This window comes from Microbacterium sp. Cr-K32 (genome assembly GCF_000708345.1).
GTDB classification, from domain to species: domain Bacteria; phylum Actinomycetota; class Actinomycetes; order Actinomycetales; family Microbacteriaceae; genus Microbacterium; species Microbacterium maritypicum_A.
Genome location: NZ_JARD01000012.1, coordinates 72,300 through 94,124, shown reverse-complemented (window position 1 = coordinate 94,124; position 21,825 = coordinate 72,300). Strand labels below are relative to the sequence as shown.

Sequence of the window (21,825 nt, the reverse complement as noted above, 5' to 3'; positions counted from 1 at the left end):
CGGCCGCTCCCTTCTCCGCCTCACAGGACGGTGTTAAAGGTTGCTTGTGATGTCAGTCTATCGGAGCGCGGGGACTCCGGCGGATCAGCTGGCCTCCTGCAGCACCGGGTCCGTGACCTCGTCGATCTTCGAGGAGCGGATCGGGTGACCGGCGGTCGACAGGCACCGACCGGTCTTCAGGTCCCACTTCCAGTCGTGCATGCTGCACGTGAGGATGCCGTCCTCGTCGACCGTGCCCGTGCGGGTGAGGTCGGCGCGGAGATGCGGGCAGCGACGCTGCACGACCCAGTCGCCGATCTCGGCATCCTCGGTCTGGTCGGTCTGCTCCTGATACCAGTTCTCGACGTACTCGATGCGGTCGACCGAGAGGCACTTGAGGAACGTGGTGAGGAACTCGTTGAACTTGCCGCTGCGCCCCACGGAGAACTGCATCGAGAGGAAGATCGAGTTCGACCAGTCGATCTCGTGATCGACGATGTTCGTCGAGACCAGGTCTGCGGGGATGGTGTACCAGTAGATGCACTCCTCCCCGGCGTACTCCCGGACCTTCGCGCGGGGGAAGTCGACCACCATGTCGAGCTCGCCGATGCGGAAGCGCACGCACCCGCCGACGCCGAGTCGGATCGTGCGGGACTTCTTCAGCAGCGGCTCCCACCAGTTCTTGATCGCCTCGAGCATCTCGGCGGGCGGGATGATCGCGGCACGAGAAGCCTCCTCGTCGCGGATCTCCTGCTGTCGGCTCGCCCGCTGCTCCTCGAGGTAGTCCCACTTCTCATCGAAGATGTGGGCGATCTCGGCCTCGGTGTAGAGCGTCTGCTCGCTCGTGACGGATCCGTCCTCGACCGTGACGACCGTGCCGGGGATGAAGAGCTGCCCGTCGTACTGCGGCGCCAGCTCCTTCATGTGCGCGAGGAACTGCTTCTGGTCGGTGAAGATCGACTCGCCGTTCTTCCCGAGACCGTTGAAGTCGAACAGGTCGTCACGCAGGAACATGGGCGGGCCCGCCATCGGGAAGACGTGCGGAGCGTCAACCTTCTCGATGTAGTACATGGCGCGCTTGTTCTGCGCTTCGCGCTTGAGACGGGCGAAGTTCTGCTTGGCATCGAGAGGCAGGTCGTAGACCATTGGCCACCAGATCGCGCCGGACACCTGGGTGAAGTACGCGTCGGGCTTGCCGAAATCGAGCAGCTTCTCGAGATCGAGCGGGTGGGAGTCGTTCTGGTTCAGCATCGAGCCGGTGCCGTCGTCGACGCTCAGCGAGGAGTCGCCGATCGGACCGTCGCTGGGGGCTCGCAGCGGGGTGATCATCATCTTGAGCTCGCCGCGCTGGATCACCTGCCCGGCCGGGGCGTACGTGATGTTCGTGTAGCCGAGGGCCCGGATGTCCTTCTCGAGGTCATCGGTCGGGTACTCCGGAAGCAGCACCTCGATGTCCTTGCGGATGTAGCGTTCGAGGAGCCGCGGGTCGAAGTGGTCGCGGTGCCGGTGCGAGATCCAGAGGAAATCGGCTTCACGCCCGAAACGCTCCCAGTCCAGGCCCCGGTTGTCGGGGAACGGGAACCAGGATCCGTAGAACGAGGGTCCGAGGACCGGGTCGCAGATGATGTTCCCGCCGACCGTCTCGATGAACATCCCGGCGTGGCCGAGTCCCGTGATCCGCATTGCATTCCTCCCGAAAGTGAACCGTTCGATTGTACCGAGGGCTCCCTGAACGCCCGGTCGACCCGGCCGTGAGTATTCCGGTCAGCCCTCGAACAGCCCGCGGATGTCGTCGGCGGAGAGCGATTGCGCGAACAGCGCCTCGTCGTCGAGCACGGCGGTGAACAGCCGGGCCTTGCGGCGTTGCAGGTCGAGCACCTTCTCCTCGATCGTGCCGGTGGAGATCATGCGGTACACGAACACCTGGCTGTCCTGACCGATGCGGTGTGTGCGATCGACGGCCTGCGCCTCGGCTGCGGGGTTCCACCACGGATCGAGCAGGAAGACGTAATCGGCCTCGGTCAACGTGAGGCCGAAGCCGCCGGCCTTCAGGCTGATGAGGAACACCGGCTGCTCCCCCGAGGTGAAGCTCTCGACGACCTTCTGCCGGTGACGTGTCGACCCGTCGAGATGCGCATAAGGAATGCCGGCGGCATCGAGGCGAGTCGCGGCCAGGTCGAGGAACGAGGTGAACTGGCTGAACACGAGCGCCCGGTGCCCCTCCGCCTGCAGCTCGATCACCCGCTCGAGCAGCACGTCGAGCTTGCGCGAGCCGATCTTGGCGTCTTCCGGATCGATGAGCCCGGGGGCAAGGCTGAGCATGCGCATCAGTGTGAGCGAGCGGAAGACGATGAAGCGGTTGCGATCGAGGTCTTCCAGCAGTCCGAGTACCTTCTGCCGTTCGCGCTGCAGGACCACGTCGTAGAGCGCGCGATGAGACGAGCTGAGCTCGACCTCGAGGATCTGCTCCTGCTTCGCCGGGAGGTCGGGGGCCACGAGCTCCTTCGTCCGTCGCAGCAGCAGGGGACGGATGCGCCGCCGCAGCTGCTCGAGGCGTCGCTGCCGATAGGCGCCGCCCTCCTCGTTCTCCGGGACCTTTCCCTGCTCGATCGGCTGGATGTAGTGTTCGCGGAACTTCCGCGCAGAGGCGAACAGGCCGGGAGCGGTGAGCTTCAGCAGCGCCCACAGCTCGCTGAGGCTGTTCTCCATCGGGGTGCCGGTGACCGCGAACGTCACGTCCGCACGGAACGAGGCCACAGCACGATGCAGCTTGGTCGCCGGGTTCTTCACGAACTGCGCCTCGTCGAGGATGAGTCCCGCCCACTCGACACGGGCGTACTCGGCCTCGTCGAGACGGGCGACCGCGTAGGTCGTGATGACGAGATCGGCGTCACCGATGCTGTCATCGAGCGAGCGACCCTGTGTGCTCCCCCGGAGCAGCACCCGGAGCGCAGGCGCGAAGCGCTCGGCCTCGCTCCGCCAGGTGGCGAGCACCGACGTCGGGACGACCACGAGGAACGGCCGCTGCTCCCCCGTCTCTCGGGCATGCGCGATGAGAGCCAGGAGCTGGAGCGTCTTTCCGAGCCCCATGTCGTCGGCGAGGATACCGCCCAGACGATGACTCCACAGGAAGGCGAGCCAGTCCAAGCCCTCCTTCTGGTACGGCCGGAGCGTGGCGGTGATGCCCGACGGCATCGACACCGCAGGCACGGAGGTGGCTGTGCGCAGGCCGTCGGCGGTCGCGCGCCACGTGACCGCGGGAACCGCCTCATCAGCGAGATCCTCGAACTCCTCCCAGAGATCGGTCTGGTAGCGGCTGATCCGCGGGCCGGTCTCCCATTCTTCGAGCTCGCCGGACTCGTCGATCAGCTCCCGGAGACGATCGAGCGCTCGATGGTTCAGGGAGAAGTAGCTGCCATCCACGAGGAGGAGCTTCTTGCGGCCCTTGCTGAGCGCCGTGAACAGCGGTTCGAACGGGATGGTGCGCCCGTCGATCTTTACCAGGACTCCCAGGTCGAACCAGTCGGGGTCGCTGCTCTCGACGGTGGATACGGTGATCTGCGGCTCGCCCGTGAGCTCGTGATAGCTCTTGCGACGACCGGATACGGAGACCATGACGCCCTCTGCCTCGAGCGCCGGCACCATGCGAGTGACGAACTCGGCGGCGGCGACGTCGTGGAAGGAACCCGCCGAAGTGAGTTCTTCGCCCAGCTGCTCCATCCAGACGGCCTGGAGCGCGTCTCGGAGCATCTCCTCCGCGACCGCGTCGCGCACGGCGTCTCCTCCGGGAGCGAACGGGACGCGCCCGAACCCGCGATAGTCCCATTCGAACGTGTACTTCACCGTGTCGCCGCGCAGGAACGACAGTTCGAGCACCGGTCGGGGTGCGGGCAGCACCGGCAGCTCGACGCGACCGACCGGACGCACCTCGACCCGCCGGGCAAGCAGCGGGTAGGCGTCACGGAAGAACGCGGCTTCGTCACGCGCGGGCACCTCGAGCCCCGTCCTTGCGGCGAGCAGTGCGTGCACCGGCTCGGCGATCGGTGCTTCGGCGAGCGTCACGCGCAGCTTCGTGCCGTGTTGAGCGACCTCGTAGAGCCCTCTGTGCCCGATCGTCTGCACGTCGGCGGGGTCTGCATCGCGGCCGTCGATCGTGATGTCAGGGCGCACGAGGAGTCCGCCCGCGTCGTCACGGCCGACCGTCGCGCCGATCGTGGCGCGATCAGCGAGAACGACGGTCGTGCTCTTCTGCGTGGCGATCAGCGGGACGTCGACGTCGGCCGCCGCGCGCAGATGCCCCCACAGCAGGCCGGACTCGATCAGATCGGCGACCAGCCAGTCGCCCGCCGTGCCGGACAGCAGCGTGTCGCGCGCGATGCTGAGCAGATCGGCGAACCATCGGGAGCGGTCGCGTCCGTACTGCGTCGGGGAACGTCTCACCGCGTCCCAGGTTGCCGCACCCTGCACCCAGGCACCGGTCGCCGCGCTCTTCTCGAGCGGACGGATGCCGAGCAGGATCTCCCCCGTGCGCTTGGCGACGTCGCGCGCAGTAGCGGTCCGCTGCGGGCGGGAGGCCCAGGGGTTCGCTCCGCGACCGTCGCGCACGCGGAGCTCGACCCCGAGCGCGAGCTGCGTCACCGCATCTTCGCGCGGCGCTCCGAGCATCGAGCGCCAGTCCGCGGATGACGCGCCATCGGGACGGGACGGGTCGTTCGGCAGGGGCATGCCCCCATCCTCTCCGACACCGCCGACAGTGCCTCCCCGTCGGACGGATCAGGCGGCGCGGGCGACTCGCGCGAGGACGCCGTGCACGAAGGCGCCGGAGTCATCGGTCGAGAACTCCTTGGCGAGTTCCACCGCCTCATCGATCGCGACAGCCGTCGGAACGTCGTCGTTGTAGAGGATCTCCCACACGCCGATCCGGAGCAGCGCGCGGTCGACCGCGGGCATCCGCTCCAGCTTCCAGTCGCGGCTGTGCGTCGTGATCTGCTCGTCGATCTCATCGCGCGAGTCGATGATGCCGTCGACGATCTCGCGGGCGTAGAGCCAGGACGCCTCGCGGGCGGGCTCGCTCGCGGCGCGCTTCGCCTCGGCGGCCAGCGTGACCGCGAGGTCGTCCCCGCGCACATCGGCGGAGAACAGGATGTCGAGAGCGCGCTTGCGCGCCTTCGTCCGGGCGCTCACGCCTTACTTCTCGCGGCCGAGGTAGTCACCCGTGCGGGTGTCGACCTTGACCTTGGTGCCGGCCTCGACGAAGAGCGGCACCTGGATCTCATAGCCGGTCTCGAGCGTGGCGGGCTTGGTGCCGGCCGACGAGCGGTCGCCCTGCAGGCCGGGCTCCGTGTAGGTGATCTCGAGGACCACGGACGCCGGGAGGTCGATGTAGAGCGGGTTGCCGTTGTTCAGGGCGATCGTGACGGCCTGGTTCTCGAGCAGGAAGTTCTTCGCGTCGCCGACCGTCGCGGCGCCGACCGTGATCTGGTCGAAGTCTGTCTGGTCCATGAAGACGTAACCGTCGCCATCGGTGTACAGGTACGTGTAGTCGCGGCGGTCGACGTTCTCGATCTCGATCTTGGCGCCGGCGTTGTACGTACGGTCGACGACCTTGCCCGAGACGACGTTCTTCAGCTTGGTGCGCACGAAGGCGCCACCCTTGCCGGGCTTGACGTGCTGGAACTCGATGACGCTCCAGAGCTGCCCGTCGATGCTGAGGACGACGCCGTTCTTGATGTCTGCGGTAGATGCCATGCGCTGCGAGTTCCGTTCGTGAGTCTGCGGGGTCGGACGAGACCGACAGTCGATTCTAAGGGATGAGTGCTGCGAGCTGCCGCACGGCATCCGCGTAGCCGTCGACACCGCGTCCGACGACGCGCACGGCCGCGACGTCGTCGAGGTAGGAGTGGTGCCGGAATTCCTCCCGGGCGTACACATCGGAGATGTGCACCTCGGCGAACGGCAGCGAGACTCCGGTGAGAGCGTCGCGCAGCACCACCGACGTGTGCGTGAGTCCGCCGGGATTGATCACGATCGCGGCGCAGTCCTCACGGGCGGCGTGGATCGCGTCGATCAGCACCCCCTCGTGGTTGCTCTGCACCGCACGCACCTCGAAGCCGTGTTCTGCGGCGGCGGCGATGGTGATGCGCTCCACGTCGGCGAGCGTGGCCGTGCCGTACACCTCTGGTTCGCGCGAACCGAGCAGGTTCAGGTTGGGTCCGTTGACCAGGAGGATGCGTCGGCTCACGCGCCGACCTCCTGGTAGGCGGCGAACATCAGCGATTCGTCCGGGGCCTGCAGCACCGTCGGCTTCGCGATGTCGTCGAGAAGGATGAAGCGCAGCATTCCGCCGCGGCTCTTCTTGTCGCGCTGCATCGTGGCGAGCAGCTGCGGCCATGCTCCTGCGCGGTACGAGGTCGGAAGCCCCAGCGACTCGAGGATGGTGCGGTGACGCTCCGCCGCGGCGTCGGAGAGGCGTCCGGCGAGACGCGAGAGCTCGGCCGCGTACAGCATGCCGACCGAGATCGCGGCGCCGTGACGCCAGCGGTATCGCTCTGCGTGCTCGATGGCGTGCCCGAGGGTGTGGCCGTAGTTGAGGATCTCCCGCAGGCCCGCCTCCCGGAAGTCGTCCGAGACGACCTCGGCTTTCATCGCGATCGCAAGTTCGATGGCACGCCGGAACTCGTCCGTCGTGGGGTCAACGGCACGAGCGGGATCCGCCTCGACGATGTCGAGGATCTCCGGCGCCCAGATGAATCCGGCCTTCACCACCTCGGCGAAACCGGCGGTCGCCTCGTTCGGGCTGAGGCTCGCGAGCTCGTCGAGGTCGCCCACGACGGCGCGCGGCGCCCAGAACGCACCGACGAGGTTCTTGCCCTCCGCGGTGTTCACCCCGGTCTTGCCGCCGACCGCCGCGTCGACGAGGCCGAGGACCGTGGTCGGCACCTGGATCAGCTGCACACCGCGCAGCCACGTCGCCGCCACGAAGCCGGCGAGATCGGTGACCGAGCCGCCGCCGTAGCCGATGACGGCGTCACTGCGCGTGAAGTCGGCCTGCCCCATCACCTGCCAGCAGAAGGCCGCGACCTCGATGCGCTTGCCCTGCTCCGCATCCGGGATCTCGGCGAGCAGCACCTCACGCGGCCCGTCCGAGGTGTCGGCGAGCAGGCGATCGCGCAGCTCGGCGGCCCGGGCGGCCAGCGTCGGGGGGTGCACGACCAGGATCTTGCGCACCCCCGGAGCCAGCGCAGCCGAGACCCGTTCGAGGATCCCCCGCCCGATCGTGATGTCGTAGGCGTCGCTACCGGTGACGCTGATGGTCGTCGTGCTCATCGCTGCTCTCTCCTCCATGCCACGATCTCGTCCGCGATCTTCTGCATCGGACGACGTGAGGTGTCGAAGGTCGCCGATGACACCTCGGCGTACCACCCCCGACGTTCCTCGAAGATCTTCTTCCAGCGCTCCAGGGGGTCCTCCCCCGCCAGCAGCGGACGATTGCTCCCACGGAGCCGATCGGCCACCGCGTCGGGGCTCACGGTCAGGAACACGACCGGGTGCTCTGCCAGCAGCTCCCGGGTCGCCGCTTCCGTCACCGCCCCGCCACCGAGGGAGATCACCCCGCCCTCGGCGAGGGCCTCTGCCACCGCGGCCCGCTCGAGGGCACGGAAGTGCGCCTCGCCGTGGGCCTCGAAGATGCCGGCGATGGGTCCGTGGGCGGCCACGATGCGCTTGTCGGTGTCGATGAACGCGACGCCGAGCCGACGGGCGACGCGTCTGCCGACGCTGGTCTTGCCGGCGGCCATCGGGCCGACCAGCACCAGCGTCAGCGGATCAGCCGCGCTCGTCATGCGCGATGAGCGCCGCCTCGGACGCGGGGGTCGTGCGCAGCTCGGCAGGGATGCCCGCCAGGTACCCGTCGAGGTTCCGTCGCGTCTCCCGGATGCTGTCGCCGCCGAACTTCTCCAGCACGGCGTTCGCGAGCTCGACCGCGACCATCGCCTCGGCGACCACACCGGCGGCTGGTACCGCGCACACGTCGGAGCGCTGGTGGTGGGCGGTGGCGTCGTCTCCTGTCGCGATGTCGATCGTCCGCAGCGCGTGCGGCACCGTCGCGATCGGCTTCATGCCGGCACGCACGCGCAGGACGGTGCCCGTCGACATGCCGCCCTCGGTGCCGCCGGCACGGTCGGATCCGCGCGTGATGCCGTCGGCGGTCGCGAAGAGCTCGTCGTGCGCGGCCGAGCCGCGACGACGGGTGGTCTCGAAGCCGTCGCCGACCTCGACACCCTTGATCGCCTGGATGCTCATCAGGGCCTGGGCCAGACGCGCGTCGAGGCGCCGGTCCCAGTGCACGTGGGAGCCGAGTCCCGGAGGCAGCCCGTACGCGAGGACCTCGACGATCCCGCCGAGCGTGTCGCCGTCCTTCTTGGCGTCGTCGACCTCGGCCACCATCAGCGCGGAGGTCGCCGCGTCGAAGCACCGGAGCGGATCGGCGTCCAGCGCCTCGACGTCATCCGGCGTGGGCAGCGCAGAACCCTCGGGTACGCGCACCGGGCCGATCGACAACGTGTGGCTGACGAGACGGATCCCGAGCGCACCGAGGAAGGAGCGGGCGATCGCTCCCAACGCGACACGAGCGGCCGTCTCGCGGGCGCTCGCACGCTCGAGGATCGGACGCGCCTCGTCGAAGTCGTATTTCTGCATGCCCACCAGATCGGCGTGCCCTGGACGCGGACGGGTGAGAGGCGCGCTGCGTCCGCGAGACTTGTCCGTGAGCTCGACGGGCTCGGGGTTCATGACCTCGATCCACTTGGGCCATTCGGTGTTGCCGATGCGCAGCGCGATCGGACTGCCGAGGCTCCGGCCGTGGCGCACACCGCCGGAGATCGTCAGCTCATCCTGCTCGAACTTCATCCGCGAGCCGCGGCCATAGCCCAACTTGCGACGGGCGAGGTCGGCCTGGATGGCCTCGGAGGACACAGGGACGCCGGAGGGAAGACCCTCCATGACGGCGATGAGTTCTGGGCCGTGCGATTCGCCGGCCGTGAGCACGCGGAGCATTGCTCCAGTCTCCCACGGGTTCGCACCCCCGCAGCGCCGCGTTTCGTCGAGCGAGCGGTTCGGTCAGAGCGCGGCGCGCATCGCGGTGATCACCGCGGCCTCGTCGCGGAGCTCCATCGTCGGATCGCCGTGCCGGAAGATACGGATCTGGCGCACGGCCTGATGCAGCAGCATGCCGAGTCCGGAGATGGCCGGACCCTCGCTCCAGGTCATCGCGAGAGCTGACGGCCACGGGGCGTAGGCGGCGTCGAAGAGCGACCCGCCACTCGACGACAGCACCGAGGCGATCTCCGCGGGGAGAGCGGTGCCGCTGGGCAGCGTGGCCACGGTCAGCTCGACGGCCGGAGCAGGCGCATCGAACGCGCGTACTTCCACGACGAGGCCGAGCCGCTCCCCGAGATCCACCAGCGCCGCCGCGGCAGCAGCGCGCCGAGCACGCACGTCGACGCGCGCGGCCCCGATCTCGGCTGCGGCGACGAGAGCCGACGCCGCCGTGGCCCCGGCCCCGAGTATCCGGACCCGTTCGACCTCGGCGATGTGCGCCTCGGCGAGGGCATCGACGATCCCTCCGACATCGGTGTTGAACCCGGCCGGCTCGTCTCCCAGGAGGAGCGTGTTGACGGCGCCCGTGAGCTGCGCGTGACGATCCCGTGTCGCCGCCGCGCGGAACGCCTCTTCCTTCAACGGCATCGTGAGGGAGAGACCACGCCAGGTGTCGTCCAGTTCGGCGATCGCCGAGGCGAATCCCTCCGCCGAGACCCGACGCCGTCCGTACTCCCAGTCCAGGCCGAGCACACGATAGGCGGCCGCATGCAGCTCCGGGGACTTGGAGTGCGCGATCGGATCGCCCCAGACCGCCAACCGTGAGCGCGTCACCGTCTCAGCAGCCGCCGTCGGGGTTCGCACGGCACCACTCACGCCACTTCTCGATTCCCTGCTCGTGCTCCGCCATGGTCTCGGAGAACTGCGTCTCCCCCGTGGCGAGGTTGATCGTGACGAAGTACAGCCACGGGCCGTCAGCAGGCTGCATCGCCGCCTTGATGGCCGCGTCGCTCGGGCTGGCGATCGGTGTCGCCGGCAGGCCGGTGCGCACGTAGGTGTTCCACTCGTTGTCGTCCTCGAGCGCTTCCTTCGAGCTCGACACGACGCCTTCGTGCAGCGACCCGTAGCCGTACTGGGCGGTCGAATCCATCTGCAGCTTCATGTCGATGTCGAGGCGGTTCTGAATGACGCGGGACACCTTCGCGAAGTCGTCGAGACGGCCCTCGCGCTGGATGATCGAGGCGATCGTCAGGATCCGTTCGGCATCAGCCGCCGGCACACCTGCCGCGTCGAGCGACTCTCTGGTGCGGTCGACCATCCGCTGGATCACCTGAGGTGCGGTGACCCCGGGATCGAATTCGTACACTGCGGGGAACAGCCAGCCCTCCAGGCTCGGCGCGTCCACGCCGTAGGCCGAGGGGTCCTGGACCGCAGCCTCGAAGTCGGCGAGCGGAAGCCCGAGAGTCTCGGCCATGCCGGGCAACGAGGAGACGATCGTGCCTCCCTCGGAGACCGAGACGGCATTCGCCATCTTGTTCGCGTCGTCCTTGAGCGCGGCGAGGGCGGCCTCTGCCGTCATCTTCTTCTGCAGGCGGTAGACGCCCGGATAGAACGTGACCGCGAGGTTCTCTTCGACGATGTAGTCGTAGAACACGTCCTCGGTCTTCGTGACGCCGGCCTCATAGAGCGCCGTCGACACCGGCCCCCCGGTGTCGCCCTGCTTGATCGTGACGAGGGCTTCGCCGTTCGCGAGACCGGGCTCCCAGTCCTTCGACTCGCCCCAGCCCATGGCATCGCTGATCTTGTCGCCGTAGGTGTTCCAGGCCCAGGCGCCACCCGCCGCGATGCCGCCGAGCACGGCGAGCACGATGATCAGCGCGATCAGGCAGCCCTTGCGGCGCTTCTTCTTCGGCGCCGCGGGAACATGGTCGTCGTGCGGGGCGAACAGATCGTCGAGCCCGCCTCCGATCACCGGTTCGGGCGTTTCGGCCGCTGCCGAGGTGCGACCGGTGCCCGCCGCGGGCACCGCCTGCGGGAGAGCACGCGTGGGAGTCTCTGCGGCGTCGGCCGAAGCGCGAACGGGCGTCGGCGTCGGCGCCGCATCCGCGGTGACGGCGTCGTCCGCGGACCCACGTACCGGCACAGGGGACGGCTCGGCCGGCGTGCGGGCCGTGCCTCCCACCGGAGTCGCGGTTCCCTCTCCGGCGGCTGCCTCTCGGGCGGCGCGGCGCGAACCGGGCGCCGGAGCACTGTTGTCGACGGTCGGGATCTGCTGCGTCGGGTCCGGCAGATTCTCGAACAGATCCCCCAGGCGGGAATCAGGATCGTGCCGGGGGGTGGCGCTGTCACGTTCAGACATCGTCAGGCGTGCTCCTCGTCAGGCGAGATGGTGGCGCCGGCCGGGTTTCCGGTGCTCTTCTCCATGTCGATCGCCTGCTGCAGAAGCACCACGGCGGCGACCTGATCCACAATGCTACGAGAGTTCTTCTGAGATCTCCCGGAACTGCGCAAAGCGGCGTGCGCGCTCACGGTGCTGAGGCGCTCGTCCACGAGGCGCACGGGGATCCCGCTGCGCACCTGAAGCGCAGCGGCGAACTCTCGCGCATCCGTGGTCGATGGCGTGTCGGCACCCTGCATGTTCACAGGGAGGCCGACCACGAACTCCAACGGGTCGTACTCCCCTGCGATCTGCACGAGGCGGTCGATCGATGCGTCGTCCCGAGGGACCGTCTCGACCGGGACGGCGAGCATGCCATCGGGATCGCAGCGCGCGACACCGACCCTCGCCCTGCCGACGTCGATGCCGAGCCGCACGCCGCGGCGGAACCCGCTCACGCGGCGTGCAGCTCCTGTGAGATGGCCTCGAGCGCCGCGGGAAGCGCCGCGGCATCCGCGCCACCGCCCTGCGCGACGTCGTCACGACCGCCACCGCCGCCGCCGAGCACACCGGCAGCGCGCTTCGCCAACGCGCCGGCCTTCGCTCCCGCAGACCGAGCGGCATCGTTGGTGGCGACGACCACGACCGGACGGCCGTTGACCACAGCTCCCAATGCCACGACCGCGGCATCGGAACCGAGCCGATCGCGCACGCCGTTCACGAGATCGCGCACATCGTCCGCGGACGCCACCTCGCCCAGGTTCTGGGCAGCCAGGCGGAACGCTCCAACGCGGGTCGCGGCCTCGACGATGGCGGGAACCTGACCGGCCCTCTCCTTCGCCTCGAACTGCGCGATGCGCTTCTCCGCCGCTTTCAGACTCGCGGCGAGGTCGGCGATCCGCTCCGGAAGCTGTTCGCGCGGCGTCTTCAGGGAACTGGTCAGCTGCGAGACGATCGCCCGCTCCGCAGCGAGCTCCCGGAAGGCATCGGCACCGACGAGAGCCTCGATGCGACGATTGGATGCTCCGACGGAGGACTCTCCGACCAGGCTCACCAGACCGATCTCGGCACTCGTGCTGACGTGCGTGCCGGCACAGAGTTCGCGCGACCAGGGGCCGCCGATGTCGACCATGCGCACGACATCGCCGTACTTCTCGCCGAACAGCGCCATGGCTCCGGCTTCCTTCGCCTCATCGAGGGAGACGATGCGCGTGGTCACCTCCAGGGCGTCCTGCACTGCACGGTTCGTGATCTCCTCGATCTCGCTCCGCGTATCCGTCGAGAGCGCCTGCGACCAGGCGAAGTCGAAGCGCATGTAGCCGGCACGGTTCAACGAGCCCGCCTGCGTCGCGGTCGGACCGAGCGTGTCGCGCAGAGCAGCATGCACGAGGTGGGTGGCCGAGTGCGCCTGGCGGGCGGCACGACGGTTCGCCGCGTCCACCACCGTGGTCGCGATGTCGTCGACGGCGACGCTGCCGCGCGTGACCTCGACGGTGTGACTGATCAGACCGGGAACCGGCTTCTGCACATCGAGCACCTCGAGCGTGTATCCCGGGCCCACGATCGTGCCCTTGTCGGCCACCTGCCCACCTGACTCCGCGTAGAGCGTCGTCTCGGCGAGCACGACCTCGGCGATCTGGCCCTCGGCGGCGCTGCGCACGGGGACACCGTCGACGAGGAGACCGAGCACACGGGATTCGACCTCGAGCGCGGTGTAGCCGTCGAATCCGGTCTCTCCCAGCGCGCGCAGTTCGCGATAGACGGACACGTCGGCGAGCTGACGCTTGCGATTGCGGGCGTCGTCCTTCGCGCGCTGGCGCTGTTCCTGCATGAGGTTGTCGAAAGCGGCACGATCGACGTCGAGTCCTGCTTCCTCGGCGACCTCGAGCGTGAGGTCGATCGGGAAGCCGTAGGTGTCGTGCAGCAGGAAGGCCTCGGGACCGCTCAGGGTCTTCCCGCCGCCCTTCCTGGTCTCGTCCAGAGCCAGGTCGAGGATCGTCGACCCGGCGACGAGGGTGCGACGGAAGGTCTCCTCCTCGGCGAACGCCGATGCCGAGAGCACAGACCAGTCCCTCTCGAGTTCCGGATAGGTGGTCTTCATCACATCGCGGGATGCGGCGAACAGCTCGGGGAACACCGGCTCGTCGACACCGAGCAGGCGCATCGAGCGGACCGTGCGACGCATCAGACGGCGCAGGATGTACCCGCGTCCCTCGTTGGACGGACGCACGCCGTCGGAGAGGAGCATGAGCGAGGAGCGCACGTGGTCCGCGACGACACGGAACCGCACGTCGTCCTCGTGCTGCGCGCCGTAGGGCCGTCCGGAGAGCTCGACCGCACGGTCCAGCACCGGCCGCACCTGATCGGACTCGTACATGTTGTCGACACCCTGCTTGAGGAAGGCGACGCGTTCGAGGCCCATGCCGGTGTCGATGTTCTTCATCGGCAGCTCGCCGACGATGTCGAACTCCGTCTTGCTGCGGATGTTCTCGATGAAGTCCTGCATGAACACGAGGTTCCAGATCTCCAGGAACCGCGAGTCGTCGACAGCCGGGCCGCCGTCCTTGCCGTAGGCGGGACCGCGATCGAAGAAGATCTCCGAGTCGGGACCACCCGGTCCGGGCTGGCCGGTGTTCCAGTAGTTGTCCGCCCGGCCCAGGCGCTGGATGCGCTCCGGCTTGAGCCCGATGATGTCGCGCCAGATCGCCTCGGCCTCGTCGTCGGTCTCGTAGACGGTGACCCACAGGTCCTTCTCGTCGAAGCCGAGACCGCCGTCGGACTCGGAGCTCGTCAACAGCTCCCAGGCATAGCGGATCGCGCCTTCCTTGAAGTAGTCGCCGAACGACCAGTTGCCGAGCATCTGGAAGAACGTGCCATGACGGGCAGTGCGGCCGACCTCTTCGATGTCGTTCGTGCGGATGCACTTCTGCACGTCGGCGATACGCGAGTGCGGAGCAGGGACGACACCTGTGAGGTACGGGATCATCGGCACCATTCCGGCGACCGTGAACAGCAGGGACGGGTCGTCACTGACCAGGGAGGCCGAGGGGACGATGAGGTGGTCGTTCTTCTCGAAGAAGTCGAGATAGCGCTGCGCGATTTCCGCAGTTTTCATAAGGTTCCGGGTGTCCTTGCGTGAAGATGCCGCGCCGAGGCGCCGCTGCGGTGGTTCAGTTGTCGCCCGGCTCCGTGAGCCGTGCCTCCTGCTCGCGGTAGGCGTCGCTGAGGATCGCGGTGAACCCGTTGATCCGGGCGTCGACCTCGGCGAGGATGTCATGACCGCGCGGGTCCTTGTTCATGAAGTGAGCCGCGACGAAGCCGCCGATCACACCGATCAGGAACCACAGCACGTTCTTCATGTCGTCATCCTTGCCCTTGACCCGCGAAGGCGCGGTGTCACCATCGTATGCGGAAACGACAGGAGGCGTCGGGAATCCCGACGCCTCCTGCCTGATTGCTCGATCGCTGGATCAGCGAGCCGCGTAGTACTCGACGACGAGCTGCACTTCACAGGTCACGGGGACCTCGGCGCGCTTCGGACGACGAACCAGACGCGACTGGAGCTTGTCGAGCTCGACCTCGAGGTAGCCCGGAACGGGGGGCAGGACCTCGGCGTGACCGCCGGCTGCCGCCACCTGGAAGGGCTCGGTGCCCTCGCTCTTGGCCTTGACGTGGATGAGCTGACCCGGCTTCACGCGGAACGACGGGCGGTCGACGAGCTGGCCGTCGACCAGGATGTGGCGGTGCACGACGAGCTGGCGAGCCTGTGCGGTGGTGCGGGCGAAGCCCGAACGCACGACGAGAGCGTCGAGACGCATCTCGAGGAGCTCGACCAGGTTCTCACCGGTCAGGCCGTCCTGACGACGAGCCTCGTTGAAGGTGTTGCGCATCTGCTTCTCGCGGATGCCGTACTGCTCGCGAAGACGCTGCTTCTCACGCAGACGGACGGCGTAGTCGCTGTCTGCCTTGCGCTTGGTGCGGCCGTGCTCACCCGGAGCGTACGGACGCTTCTCGAGGTAGCGGGCGGCCTTCGGGGTGAGAGCGACGCCGAGGGCGCGGCTGAGACGCACCTTGCGGCGGTCCTGGGACTTCGTGGTCACGAAGTTTTCCTTCCGATGACGTGGTCGCGTCTTTCACGACTCACGGACGTATCGTCCGCGTTCTGCCTTGGAGCGCACGCCGGGGCGCCAGCAAGGTGTGGTGTGAACGAGGAGATGCCCGAAAACTCGGTTTCGAGCCGCTCAAGTCTAACAGATCGCTTTTCCCCACCGGATCGGCAGGGTCAGCGGTCCCCGAGGATGCGGCGGATCCGCTCGAGGCGCGCACCGATGTCGCGCTCCGCACCGAGGTTCTTCGGCTCGTAGTAGTGCCGACCGTCGAGTTCGTCCGGCAGATACTGCTGGGGCACGACGCCGAACTCGCTGTCGTGCGAATAGACGTAGCCGCGGCCGTGGCCCAGACGTTTGGCGCCCGGGTAGTGCGCATCGCGGAGATGCAGCGGAACCCGGCCAAAACCGCCGGCGCGGATGTCGGCGATCGCCGCGTCGATCCCCACGTACGCGGCGTTCGATTTGGCGGTGGTCGCCAGGTAGACGGTCGCTTCCGCGAGGGGGATGCGACCTTCCGGCATGCCGATGAACGCCACGGCATCTGCTGCCGCCACGGCGATGGCCAGGGCCTGCGGGTCGGCGAGACCGACGTCTTCCGACGCCGAGATCACCAGGCGCCGGGCGATGAAGCGCGGGTCCTCCCCTGCCTCGATCATGCGGGCGAGGTAGTGCAACGCGGCATCGGGGTCGGACCCTCTGATCGACTTGATGAAGGCGCTGATGACGTCGTAGTGCTCGTCGCCTTGCCGGTCGTAACGCAGCAGGGCCTTGTCGACCGCCTGGGAGATGTCATCGGCCGAGACCTCGGGCACCGACGCACCGGGCACCGACGCACCGGGCGCCGACGCATCGTTCCCCTCGTCGTCCGCGTCCGCGGCCGTCGCGTGGGACAGTGCGACCGCGGCGCCGGCCTCCAGCCCGGTCAGGGCGCGCCGCGCGTCACCCGAGGCCAGCCGCACCAGAGCCGACCTCGCTTCGTCGCTGAGAGCGACGGATGCGTTCAGACCGCGGGGGTCGGTGACCGCACGATCGACGAGGAGGCCGATGTCGTCGTCGGTGAGCGGCTGCAGCGTCAACAGCAGCGAACGCGAGAGCAGCGGTGAGATGACGGAGAACGACGGGTTCTCTGTCGTCGCGGCGATCAGGATCACCCAGCCGTTCTCGACTCCGGGGAGAAGGGCATCCTGCTGCGCCTTGGTGAAGCGGTGGATCTCGTCGAGGAAGAGGATGGTCGTCTGCCCGTAGAGGTCGCGCTGCGTGACGGCTTCCTGCATGACCTCGCGCACGTCTTTCACCCCCGCCGTGATGGCGGAGAGTTCGACGAATCGCCGACCGGACGATCGTGCGATGGCCTGAGCGAGAGTCGTCTTCCCGGTTCCCGGCGGTCCCCACAGGATGATCGACACGGCCCCGGGGGCTGTCGCTTCGGGGTCGGCGAGTGCGACGATCGGCGATCCCGCACGCAGCAGATGACGCTGGCCCGCGACCTCCGCGAGGGACACCGGACGCATGCGCACGGCGAGGGGCGTCTGCCCGGAGAGCAGCGCAGCAGGGGACGTCATCCCTCCAGGCTAACGTCGGCCCCCGACACTTCGGTGAACCTCCGCATCCGGGTAGGCTCTCAGGCGACGTCGTGGAGCGGCGTTCGGATGGGAGAGCAGGGCATGGCCGCACGCGGTTCCAAGAACGCACAGGCGCGCACATCGGCGGAGCGCGCACGACTGCACACCGCACGCACCCAGTGGCACGAAGGGCAGATCCGCCGCCGTGTCCGTGACAACACGATCGCCGCCGTCGTCGGCAGCCTCATCGTCGTCGCAGCGATCGGCAGCCAGGTCGTGCACGCCCAGGTCACCGCGCCCGAACCGGAGCCCACCCCCACTCCCTCCGTCGAGCCGACCACCGCTCCGACCGAGACACCCGCGGAGACGCCGGCCCCCGTCCCCTCGGACGCACCGACGGAGTGACCGCCGACGCGGTTGATCGCCCCTACCACCGATGCCCTCGGCTCACGGCTCCGATACGGCGAGGCGATAGCCCCGCTTGACGACGGTCTGGACCAGGTCGACGCCACCCAACGACTCCCGCAACCGGGCGACGGCCACCTCCACCGCCCGTCCGCTGCGCTCGCCGCCGGGAAGCTCACGACCGAGCTCCCTCCGCGAGAGCACGCGTCCGCGGGCGAGGAACAGGGCCTCGATCAGGTCCGCTGCGCCACGGGACAGCGGAAGGAAGCGCCCGTCCAGCACGACGCCCCCGCTGCGCACCTCGAGGCTTCCGGCATCGGTGCGCACCGATCCTGCACCGCTTCCGTAGTGTGCGACGACGCATCCGACGAGACCCGTCGGTCTCTCCCGCTCGACGTATCGTGCGTTCAGGCCGGCGTCCTGAAGGCGGCGAGCCTCGCGCTCGTCATCCGAGACCAGGAGCAACCGGCCCGCTTCGGCACGACGGCGATGCGCTTCGAGCGCGCCGCTCCTCGTCGCCGCGTCGATCCATGACGCGGACGACGCGGTGAAGATCACGGCGTCGGCGCCCCCGGACCCCACGCGATGCACCGCACGGTGCAGCACGCCCGTCGGGGTGGTCACCGGACGGGATGTCACGACGCGCATCACGTCCGCGCCCTCTGCTCCGAGTGCGCGGTCGAGTTCATCCGCTCCGGCGGAACGATTCCCGGCCGCGGATGCTCCTGCCGCCCTCGCCTGGGCCGAGATGATGATCCTGCATCCTGCGAGCACCGGGCGTGCCCCCGAACGCCCGGTCATCACGCGGGATTCTCGGCGCGAAGGGAGACGCCCCGCCGCGGATCGGCGCTCCGACCCCGATCCCTCCAGCCGATCGCGACCGTCGTGCCGTCACCGCGATGCGGGGACTCGGATGAACTCGGATCCGCCGATACCGCGCCGTGTGCGCGCCGCGTCGGTGACGCGGAGTTCGGGTCGGCTCCGGCCGGCAGAGGGGGTGAGGACGCGAGGCCCGCGGCGGTGAGGCCATGCCGCAACCGCGCCTGCTGGTCGTGGGAGACGCCCTGCAGTTCGATCCGGGAGTCGACGATCCGCAACGTCAGGCCCAGGTCCTGCGCAAGACGCCCGATGTCGACGAGATGCCCCGGCGTGAGCTCCGTCCCCGTCACCGTCGACAGCCGCACTCGGCTCCCCTCCGATCGGACCGGGCCCGTGTGCGAATCGAGCCCCTCCTGTGCGCCGCGCGTGCTGAGCGGAGAGCGCTCCGTCGCCAGTTCCGCGAGCGCGCGCACCACAGCCAGGGTGCAGCGCTCGCACTCCGGGTCCCGCCCGAAGCGGGCTCCGACCGCGCTGAACGTGAACACCTCGTCCGCGCGGAGCACCGCCAGGAGCTCCTGCGACGACATGCCGATGTGCACGCAGACCGCACGGGAGTCGTCGGGATGCGCTGCCCGGCGCAGTTCGGCAGCGAGCTCGCCACGCGCCGGTCCACCGACGAGCCGACGAAGAACGCCAAGACCGCTCGTATCGCCCATGAGAATTCCGCCGAGGAGCGTCTGCGCATCGTCGGTGAGCACGAGCTTTCGGTAGACACCGGTGCCTCGCGAGCGATGCGTGACGACCTCGACGGCGTCGGGATCGGCGTCGCGCGTCGCCGGCTCGCCGAAGCACGCGAGATCGACGCCCGCGATGGTGCGGTGCACGTCTCGTCGGTGCCCGCCGAAGCGTTCCCCTCCCCCGAGCAGACGCGCGGCCGCCACCTCCGCCATGGCATATGCGGAAGCGGCGGCGTCGACGCAGCGTCCGTCGACGCAGGCCGCCTCACCGATCGCGAGGATGCGCGGATCCGATGTCGTGCAGTGATCGTCGACGATCACTCCTCCCTGCGGGTGCACGTCGAGTCCGGCATTGCGCGCGAGTTCGTCCCGAGGTCGCACGCCGACGGTGAAGACGACGAGGTCGGCGCGTTGGAAGGTACCGTCCTGGAACTCGAGCGCCGTGACGGCTCCCGAGTCGTCCGGATCGAGCCGCGTCGTCCTGGTCCGAGTGCGGACAGCGATGCCCCGTTCTTCGAGGGCGCCGCGCAGGACGTCTGCTGCAGCTTCGTCCAGCAGCGAGGGAAGGAGACGATCCGCGTACTGCACGATCGTCGCGCCGACGCCGGCGTCGTCGAGTGCTGCAACGGTGTCGATTCCGTGCTGCCCGCCACCGATGACAACGCCTCGCAGCGGACGGCCGAGGGCACGCGATCGCGAATCGACGAAATCCCGCACCGACTCCGCGTCCTCGATGGTGCGCAGGACGAAGCAGCCGGGGAGGCGAGCCCCTGACACCGCCACCCGCGCCGCGAACGACCCGGTGGCCAGCACGAGCACGTCGTAGGAATAGGAGCGTCGGGATCGTGTGCGCACCACCCGCGCCGACCGGTCGATGCGGAGCACGCGGTCGTCACGGATCAACCGCACACGGTCGTCGCGGAACACCGTTCGGTCGAGCTGGAGATCCTCGACCTCCCGGCCGGTGAGGACACCCACGAGAGCGGATCGGTCGTACGGGCCATGTCCCTCATCGCCGATGACCGTGACCCGCACCGCCGCACCCGGGTCGCGAAGCAGGCGCTCCACGAAACGGTGCGCCGCCATCCCCGCGCCGACGACCAGGATCTCGTGCGGCGGGGAAGTCGTGTCCTTCATACTGCTCCTGTCGACCGGAAGACTGTCGTGCTCGCGACGATAGGAGCATCGTGTTTCCCGGAGATGACGGAGAATGTGTCCTGCGTCGAAAGTTCTCCTCACAGAACGGTAACGATCATCGAAGTCCTGGGACCTCACCCGCGACGCTCCGGCGTACTAGGCTGAGCCTCGTCCTTTCCGCCTCCCGCGGCCCGACCGCGCAAGGAGAATCACGTGTCTGCCAACGAGCCCACGAAGCCGACTCCCCCCGTCCCCGGCCCCCCTGCCGTACCGATGCCGCGCAAGGCGCCGACGCCGGCCGCCGTCGCGCCCGTCGCCCCGGTGCCTGCGGCATCCTCGACATCAGCGGAATGGGGTCGCGTATCCGAAGACGGGACCGTCGAGGTCAAGGAGGGCGAGGCCTGGCGCGTCGTCGGCCAGTACCCCGATGGGACTCCCGACGAGGCCCTCGCCTACTTCGTCCGCAAGTTCGATGACATCGCCTTCAAGGTGCACGCTCTCGAACAGCGTCATCAGGCCGGCGGAGCGTCGGCGAGCGATCTCGCCAAGCAGGCCTCGCACCTGATCGACGAAGCGACCGATGCCGCGGCCGTCGGCGACCTCGCCGGCCTGCGCGATCGACTCAACGCCTTGACCTCGTCCCTCTCCGAGGCGACCGAGCAGGAGGCACAGCACGCCAAGGAGCTCGTCGACAAGGCGATCGCCGAGCGCACGGTCCTCGTCGAACGTGCCGAGGCCATCGCCGCCCGCGATCTCAGCAAGGTGCAGTGGAAGCAGGTCACGGCCGAGCTCGGCGAACTGTTCGATGCCTGGCAGGCGCAGCAGCAGAACGGGCCGCGCCTGTCGAAGGGCATCTCCCAGCAGCTCTGGAAGCGATTCCGCGACGCTCGCGCCGTCGTCGACAAGCAGCGCCGCGCGTTCTACTCCGAGCTCGACGACGCGCACAAGGTCGCCCGCGACGCGAAGACCCGTCTGGTCGAGCGTGCCGAGGCACTCGCCCCGCGTGGCACGGACGGCATTCCCGCGTACCGGAACCTGCTCGACGAGTGGAAGGCATCGGGCCGCGCCGGCCGCAAGGCCGACGACGCTCTCTGGGCGCGCTTCAAGGCTGCCGGCGACGCGCTCTACGCCGCCCGCGCCGAGCAGGCCGCCGCAGAGGAAGCGGATTCCGCCCCGAAGATCGAAGCCCGCGAGGCGCTCCTCGAAGAGGCGAAGGCCGTGGCCGACGAGTCGAACATCAAGCGTGCCCGCGCTCTCCTCACCCGCATCCAGCGGCAGTGGGACGAGATCGGTCGCATCTTCCCTCGGGAGAAGGAACGTGCGCTCGACGACAAGCTCCGCGCCATCGAACAGGGGCTCAAGGGCCGCGAAGACGTGGACTGGAAGAAGAACAACCCCGAGACCAAGGCTCGCGCGAACGACATGAGCTCGCAGCTGCTCGAGGCCATCGAGAAGCTCGAGGCCGAAGTCGCCGCGGCAGAGAAGTCGGGCGACAAGAAGGCGGCCAAGGCGGCAACGGATGCCCTCGAGGCACGCCGCGCGTGGCTCAGCGCCCTCGGGAGCTGACCCGTTCTCCACAGGTCGCTCAGCACTGCTGAAGAGAC

19 protein-coding genes are annotated in these 21,825 nt (G+C 68.6%); 2 read left to right on the top strand and 17 right to left on the bottom strand.

Features of this window, described 5'->3' with window-relative positions:
* Positions 1–84: 84 nt before the first annotated feature.
* From GZ64_RS0104800 to GZ64_RS0104730, 15 genes are all read right to left on the bottom strand, one after another.
* A complete protein-coding gene (locus GZ64_RS0104800; protein WP_029265349.1) occupies positions 85–1,662 on the bottom strand; it encodes a Rieske 2Fe-2S domain-containing protein in 1,578 nt (525 codons plus the stop codon).
* An 81-nt stretch (positions 1,663–1,743) separates the two neighbouring features.
* Positions 1,744–4,704: a DEAD/DEAH box helicase gene (locus tag GZ64_RS0104795; RefSeq protein WP_029265347.1), complete on the bottom strand. Its 2,961-nt coding sequence runs from the start codon at positions 4,702–4,704 to the stop codon at positions 1,744–1,746.
* A gap of 48 nt (positions 4,705–4,752) precedes the next feature.
* Positions 4,753–5,163 (bottom strand): transcription antitermination factor NusB, encoded by a 411-nt coding sequence (gene nusB / locus GZ64_RS0104790; RefSeq protein WP_021200618.1) that lies wholly within the window; start codon positions 5,161–5,163, stop codon positions 4,753–4,755.
* A 3-nt stretch (positions 5,164–5,166) separates the two neighbouring features.
* Positions 5,167–5,727, bottom strand: coding sequence for an elongation factor P (gene efp / locus GZ64_RS0104785; RefSeq protein ID WP_021200619.1), 561 nt, complete (start codon positions 5,725–5,727; stop codon positions 5,167–5,169).
* Positions 5,728–5,782: 55 nt separating this feature from the next.
* Positions 5,783–6,220 (bottom strand): type II 3-dehydroquinate dehydratase, encoded by a 438-nt coding sequence (aroQ, locus tag GZ64_RS0104780; protein WP_029259258.1) that lies wholly within the window; start codon positions 6,218–6,220, stop codon positions 5,783–5,785.
* Positions 6,217–7,305 (bottom strand): 3-dehydroquinate synthase, encoded by a 1,089-nt coding sequence (aroB, locus tag GZ64_RS0104775; protein WP_021200621.1) that lies wholly within the window; start codon positions 7,303–7,305, stop codon positions 6,217–6,219. Before aroB ends, aroQ begins: the two co-directional genes overlap by 4 nt.
* Positions 7,302–7,820, bottom strand: a complete 519-nt coding sequence (locus tag GZ64_RS0104770) for a shikimate kinase (RefSeq protein WP_021200622.1) — start codon at positions 7,818–7,820, stop codon at positions 7,302–7,304. The genes aroB and GZ64_RS0104770 overlap by 4 nt, the downstream gene beginning before the upstream one ends.
* Positions 7,804–9,033 carry a chorismate synthase gene (aroC, locus tag GZ64_RS0104765; RefSeq protein ID WP_029265346.1) on the bottom strand — a complete coding sequence of 410 codons (1,230 nt, stop codon included), beginning with the start codon at positions 9,031–9,033 and terminating at the stop codon, positions 7,804–7,806. Before aroC ends, GZ64_RS0104770 begins: the two co-directional genes overlap by 17 nt.
* Positions 9,034–9,096: 63 nt before the next feature.
* Positions 9,097–9,939, bottom strand: a complete 843-nt coding sequence (locus GZ64_RS0104760) for a shikimate dehydrogenase (protein WP_051667866.1) — start codon at positions 9,937–9,939, stop codon at positions 9,097–9,099.
* Positions 9,914–11,434, bottom strand: a complete 1,521-nt coding sequence (gene mltG / locus GZ64_RS0104755; protein WP_051667853.1) for an endolytic transglycosylase MltG — start codon at positions 11,432–11,434, stop codon at positions 9,914–9,916. The genes GZ64_RS0104760 and mltG overlap by 26 nt, the downstream gene beginning before the upstream one ends.
* Before the next feature lie 2 nt (positions 11,435–11,436).
* Positions 11,437–11,910 (bottom strand): Holliday junction resolvase RuvX, encoded by a 474-nt coding sequence (ruvX, locus tag GZ64_RS0104750; protein ID WP_021200626.1) that lies wholly within the window; start codon positions 11,908–11,910, stop codon positions 11,437–11,439.
* The gene (alaS, locus tag GZ64_RS0104745; RefSeq protein ID WP_029259262.1) at positions 11,907–14,567 is read right to left on the bottom strand and encodes an alanine--tRNA ligase; all 2,661 of its coding nucleotides are present in this window, start codon (positions 14,565–14,567) and stop codon (positions 11,907–11,909) included. The genes ruvX and alaS overlap by 4 nt, the downstream gene beginning before the upstream one ends.
* Before the next feature lie 55 nt (positions 14,568–14,622).
* Complete coding sequence (locus GZ64_RS0104740; RefSeq protein WP_021200628.1) at positions 14,623–14,811, bottom strand: hypothetical protein; 189 nt, start codon at positions 14,809–14,811, stop codon at positions 14,623–14,625.
* A 111-nt stretch (positions 14,812–14,922) separates the two neighbouring features.
* Positions 14,923–15,552: a 30S ribosomal protein S4 gene (gene rpsD / locus GZ64_RS0104735; protein WP_017830546.1), complete on the bottom strand. Its 630-nt coding sequence runs from the start codon at positions 15,550–15,552 to the stop codon at positions 14,923–14,925.
* A 182-nt stretch (positions 15,553–15,734) separates the two neighbouring features.
* Complete coding sequence (locus GZ64_RS0104730; RefSeq protein ID WP_029265345.1) at positions 15,735–17,123, bottom strand: replication-associated recombination protein A; 1,389 nt, start codon at positions 17,121–17,123, stop codon at positions 15,735–15,737.
* 102 nt (positions 17,124–17,225) lie between these two features.
* On the opposite strand from GZ64_RS0104730, the gene GZ64_RS0104725 reads away from it, so the two are divergent.
* Entirely contained in the window at positions 17,226–17,528 is a 303-nt protein-coding gene (locus GZ64_RS0104725; RefSeq protein WP_036331106.1) for a hypothetical protein, read from the top strand.
* 42 nt (positions 17,529–17,570) lie between these two features.
* Here GZ64_RS0104725 and GZ64_RS0104720 read toward each other — a convergent pair whose 3' ends face one another.
* Both GZ64_RS0104720 and GZ64_RS0104715 read right to left on the bottom strand, forming a co-directional pair.
* Positions 17,571–18,329 (bottom strand): winged helix-turn-helix domain-containing protein, encoded by a 759-nt coding sequence (locus tag GZ64_RS0104720; RefSeq protein ID WP_051667852.1) that lies wholly within the window; start codon positions 18,327–18,329, stop codon positions 17,571–17,573.
* Positions 18,329–20,221 (bottom strand): NAD(P)/FAD-dependent oxidoreductase, encoded by a 1,893-nt coding sequence (locus tag GZ64_RS0104715; RefSeq protein WP_051667851.1) that lies wholly within the window; start codon positions 20,219–20,221, stop codon positions 18,329–18,331. The genes GZ64_RS0104720 and GZ64_RS0104715 overlap by 1 nt, the downstream gene beginning before the upstream one ends.
* 213 nt (positions 20,222–20,434) lie before the next feature.
* Between GZ64_RS0104715 and GZ64_RS0104710 the strand changes: the two genes are divergently transcribed.
* Complete coding sequence (locus tag GZ64_RS0104710) at positions 20,435–21,787, top strand: DUF349 domain-containing protein (protein ID WP_021200632.1); 1,353 nt, start codon at positions 20,435–20,437, stop codon at positions 21,785–21,787.
* The last annotated feature ends 38 nt before the right edge of the window (positions 21,788–21,825 follow it).

What these genes read in the sequence shown, in the direction of transcription:
- GZ64_RS0104800 (WP_029265349.1), bottom strand. Translation starts at nt 1,662, where the DNA reads ATGCGGATCACGGGACTCGGCCACGCCGGGATGTTCATCGAGACGGTC.
- GZ64_RS0104795 (WP_029265347.1), bottom strand. Translation starts at nt 4,704, where the DNA reads ATGCCCCTGCCGAACGACCCGTCCCGTCCCGATGGCGCGTCATCCGCG.
- efp (WP_021200619.1), bottom strand. Translation starts at nt 5,727, where the DNA reads ATGGCATCTACCGCAGACATCAAGAACGGCGTCGTCCTCAGCATCGAC.
- aroB (WP_021200621.1), bottom strand. Translation starts at nt 7,305, where the DNA reads ATGAGCACGACGACCATCAGCGTCACCGGTAGCGACGCCTACGACATC.
- GZ64_RS0104770 (WP_021200622.1), bottom strand. Translation starts at nt 7,820, where the DNA reads ATGACGAGCGCGGCTGATCCGCTGACGCTGGTGCTGGTCGGCCCGATG.
- aroC (WP_029265346.1), bottom strand. Translation starts at nt 9,033, where the DNA reads ATGCTCCGCGTGCTCACGGCCGGCGAATCGCACGGCCCAGAACTCATC.
- mltG (WP_051667853.1), bottom strand. Translation starts at nt 11,434, where the DNA reads ATGTCTGAACGTGACAGCGCCACCCCCCGGCACGATCCTGATTCCCGC.
- alaS (WP_029259262.1), bottom strand. Translation starts at nt 14,567, where the DNA reads ATGAAAACTGCGGAAATCGCGCAGCGCTATCTCGACTTCTTCGAGAAG.
- GZ64_RS0104740 (WP_021200628.1), bottom strand. Translation starts at nt 14,811, where the DNA reads ATGAAGAACGTGCTGTGGTTCCTGATCGGTGTGATCGGCGGCTTCGTC.
- GZ64_RS0104730 (WP_029265345.1), bottom strand. Translation starts at nt 17,123, where the DNA reads ATGACGTCCCCTGCTGCGCTGCTCTCCGGGCAGACGCCCCTCGCCGTG.
- GZ64_RS0104725 (WP_036331106.1), top strand. Translation starts at nt 17,226, where the DNA reads ATGGCCGCACGCGGTTCCAAGAACGCACAGGCGCGCACATCGGCGGAG.
- GZ64_RS0104720 (WP_051667852.1), bottom strand. Translation starts at nt 18,329, where the DNA reads ATGACCGGGCGTTCGGGGGCACGCCCGGTGCTCGCAGGATGCAGGATC.
- GZ64_RS0104715 (WP_051667851.1), bottom strand. Translation starts at nt 20,221, where the DNA reads ATGAAGGACACGACTTCCCCGCCGCACGAGATCCTGGTCGTCGGCGCG.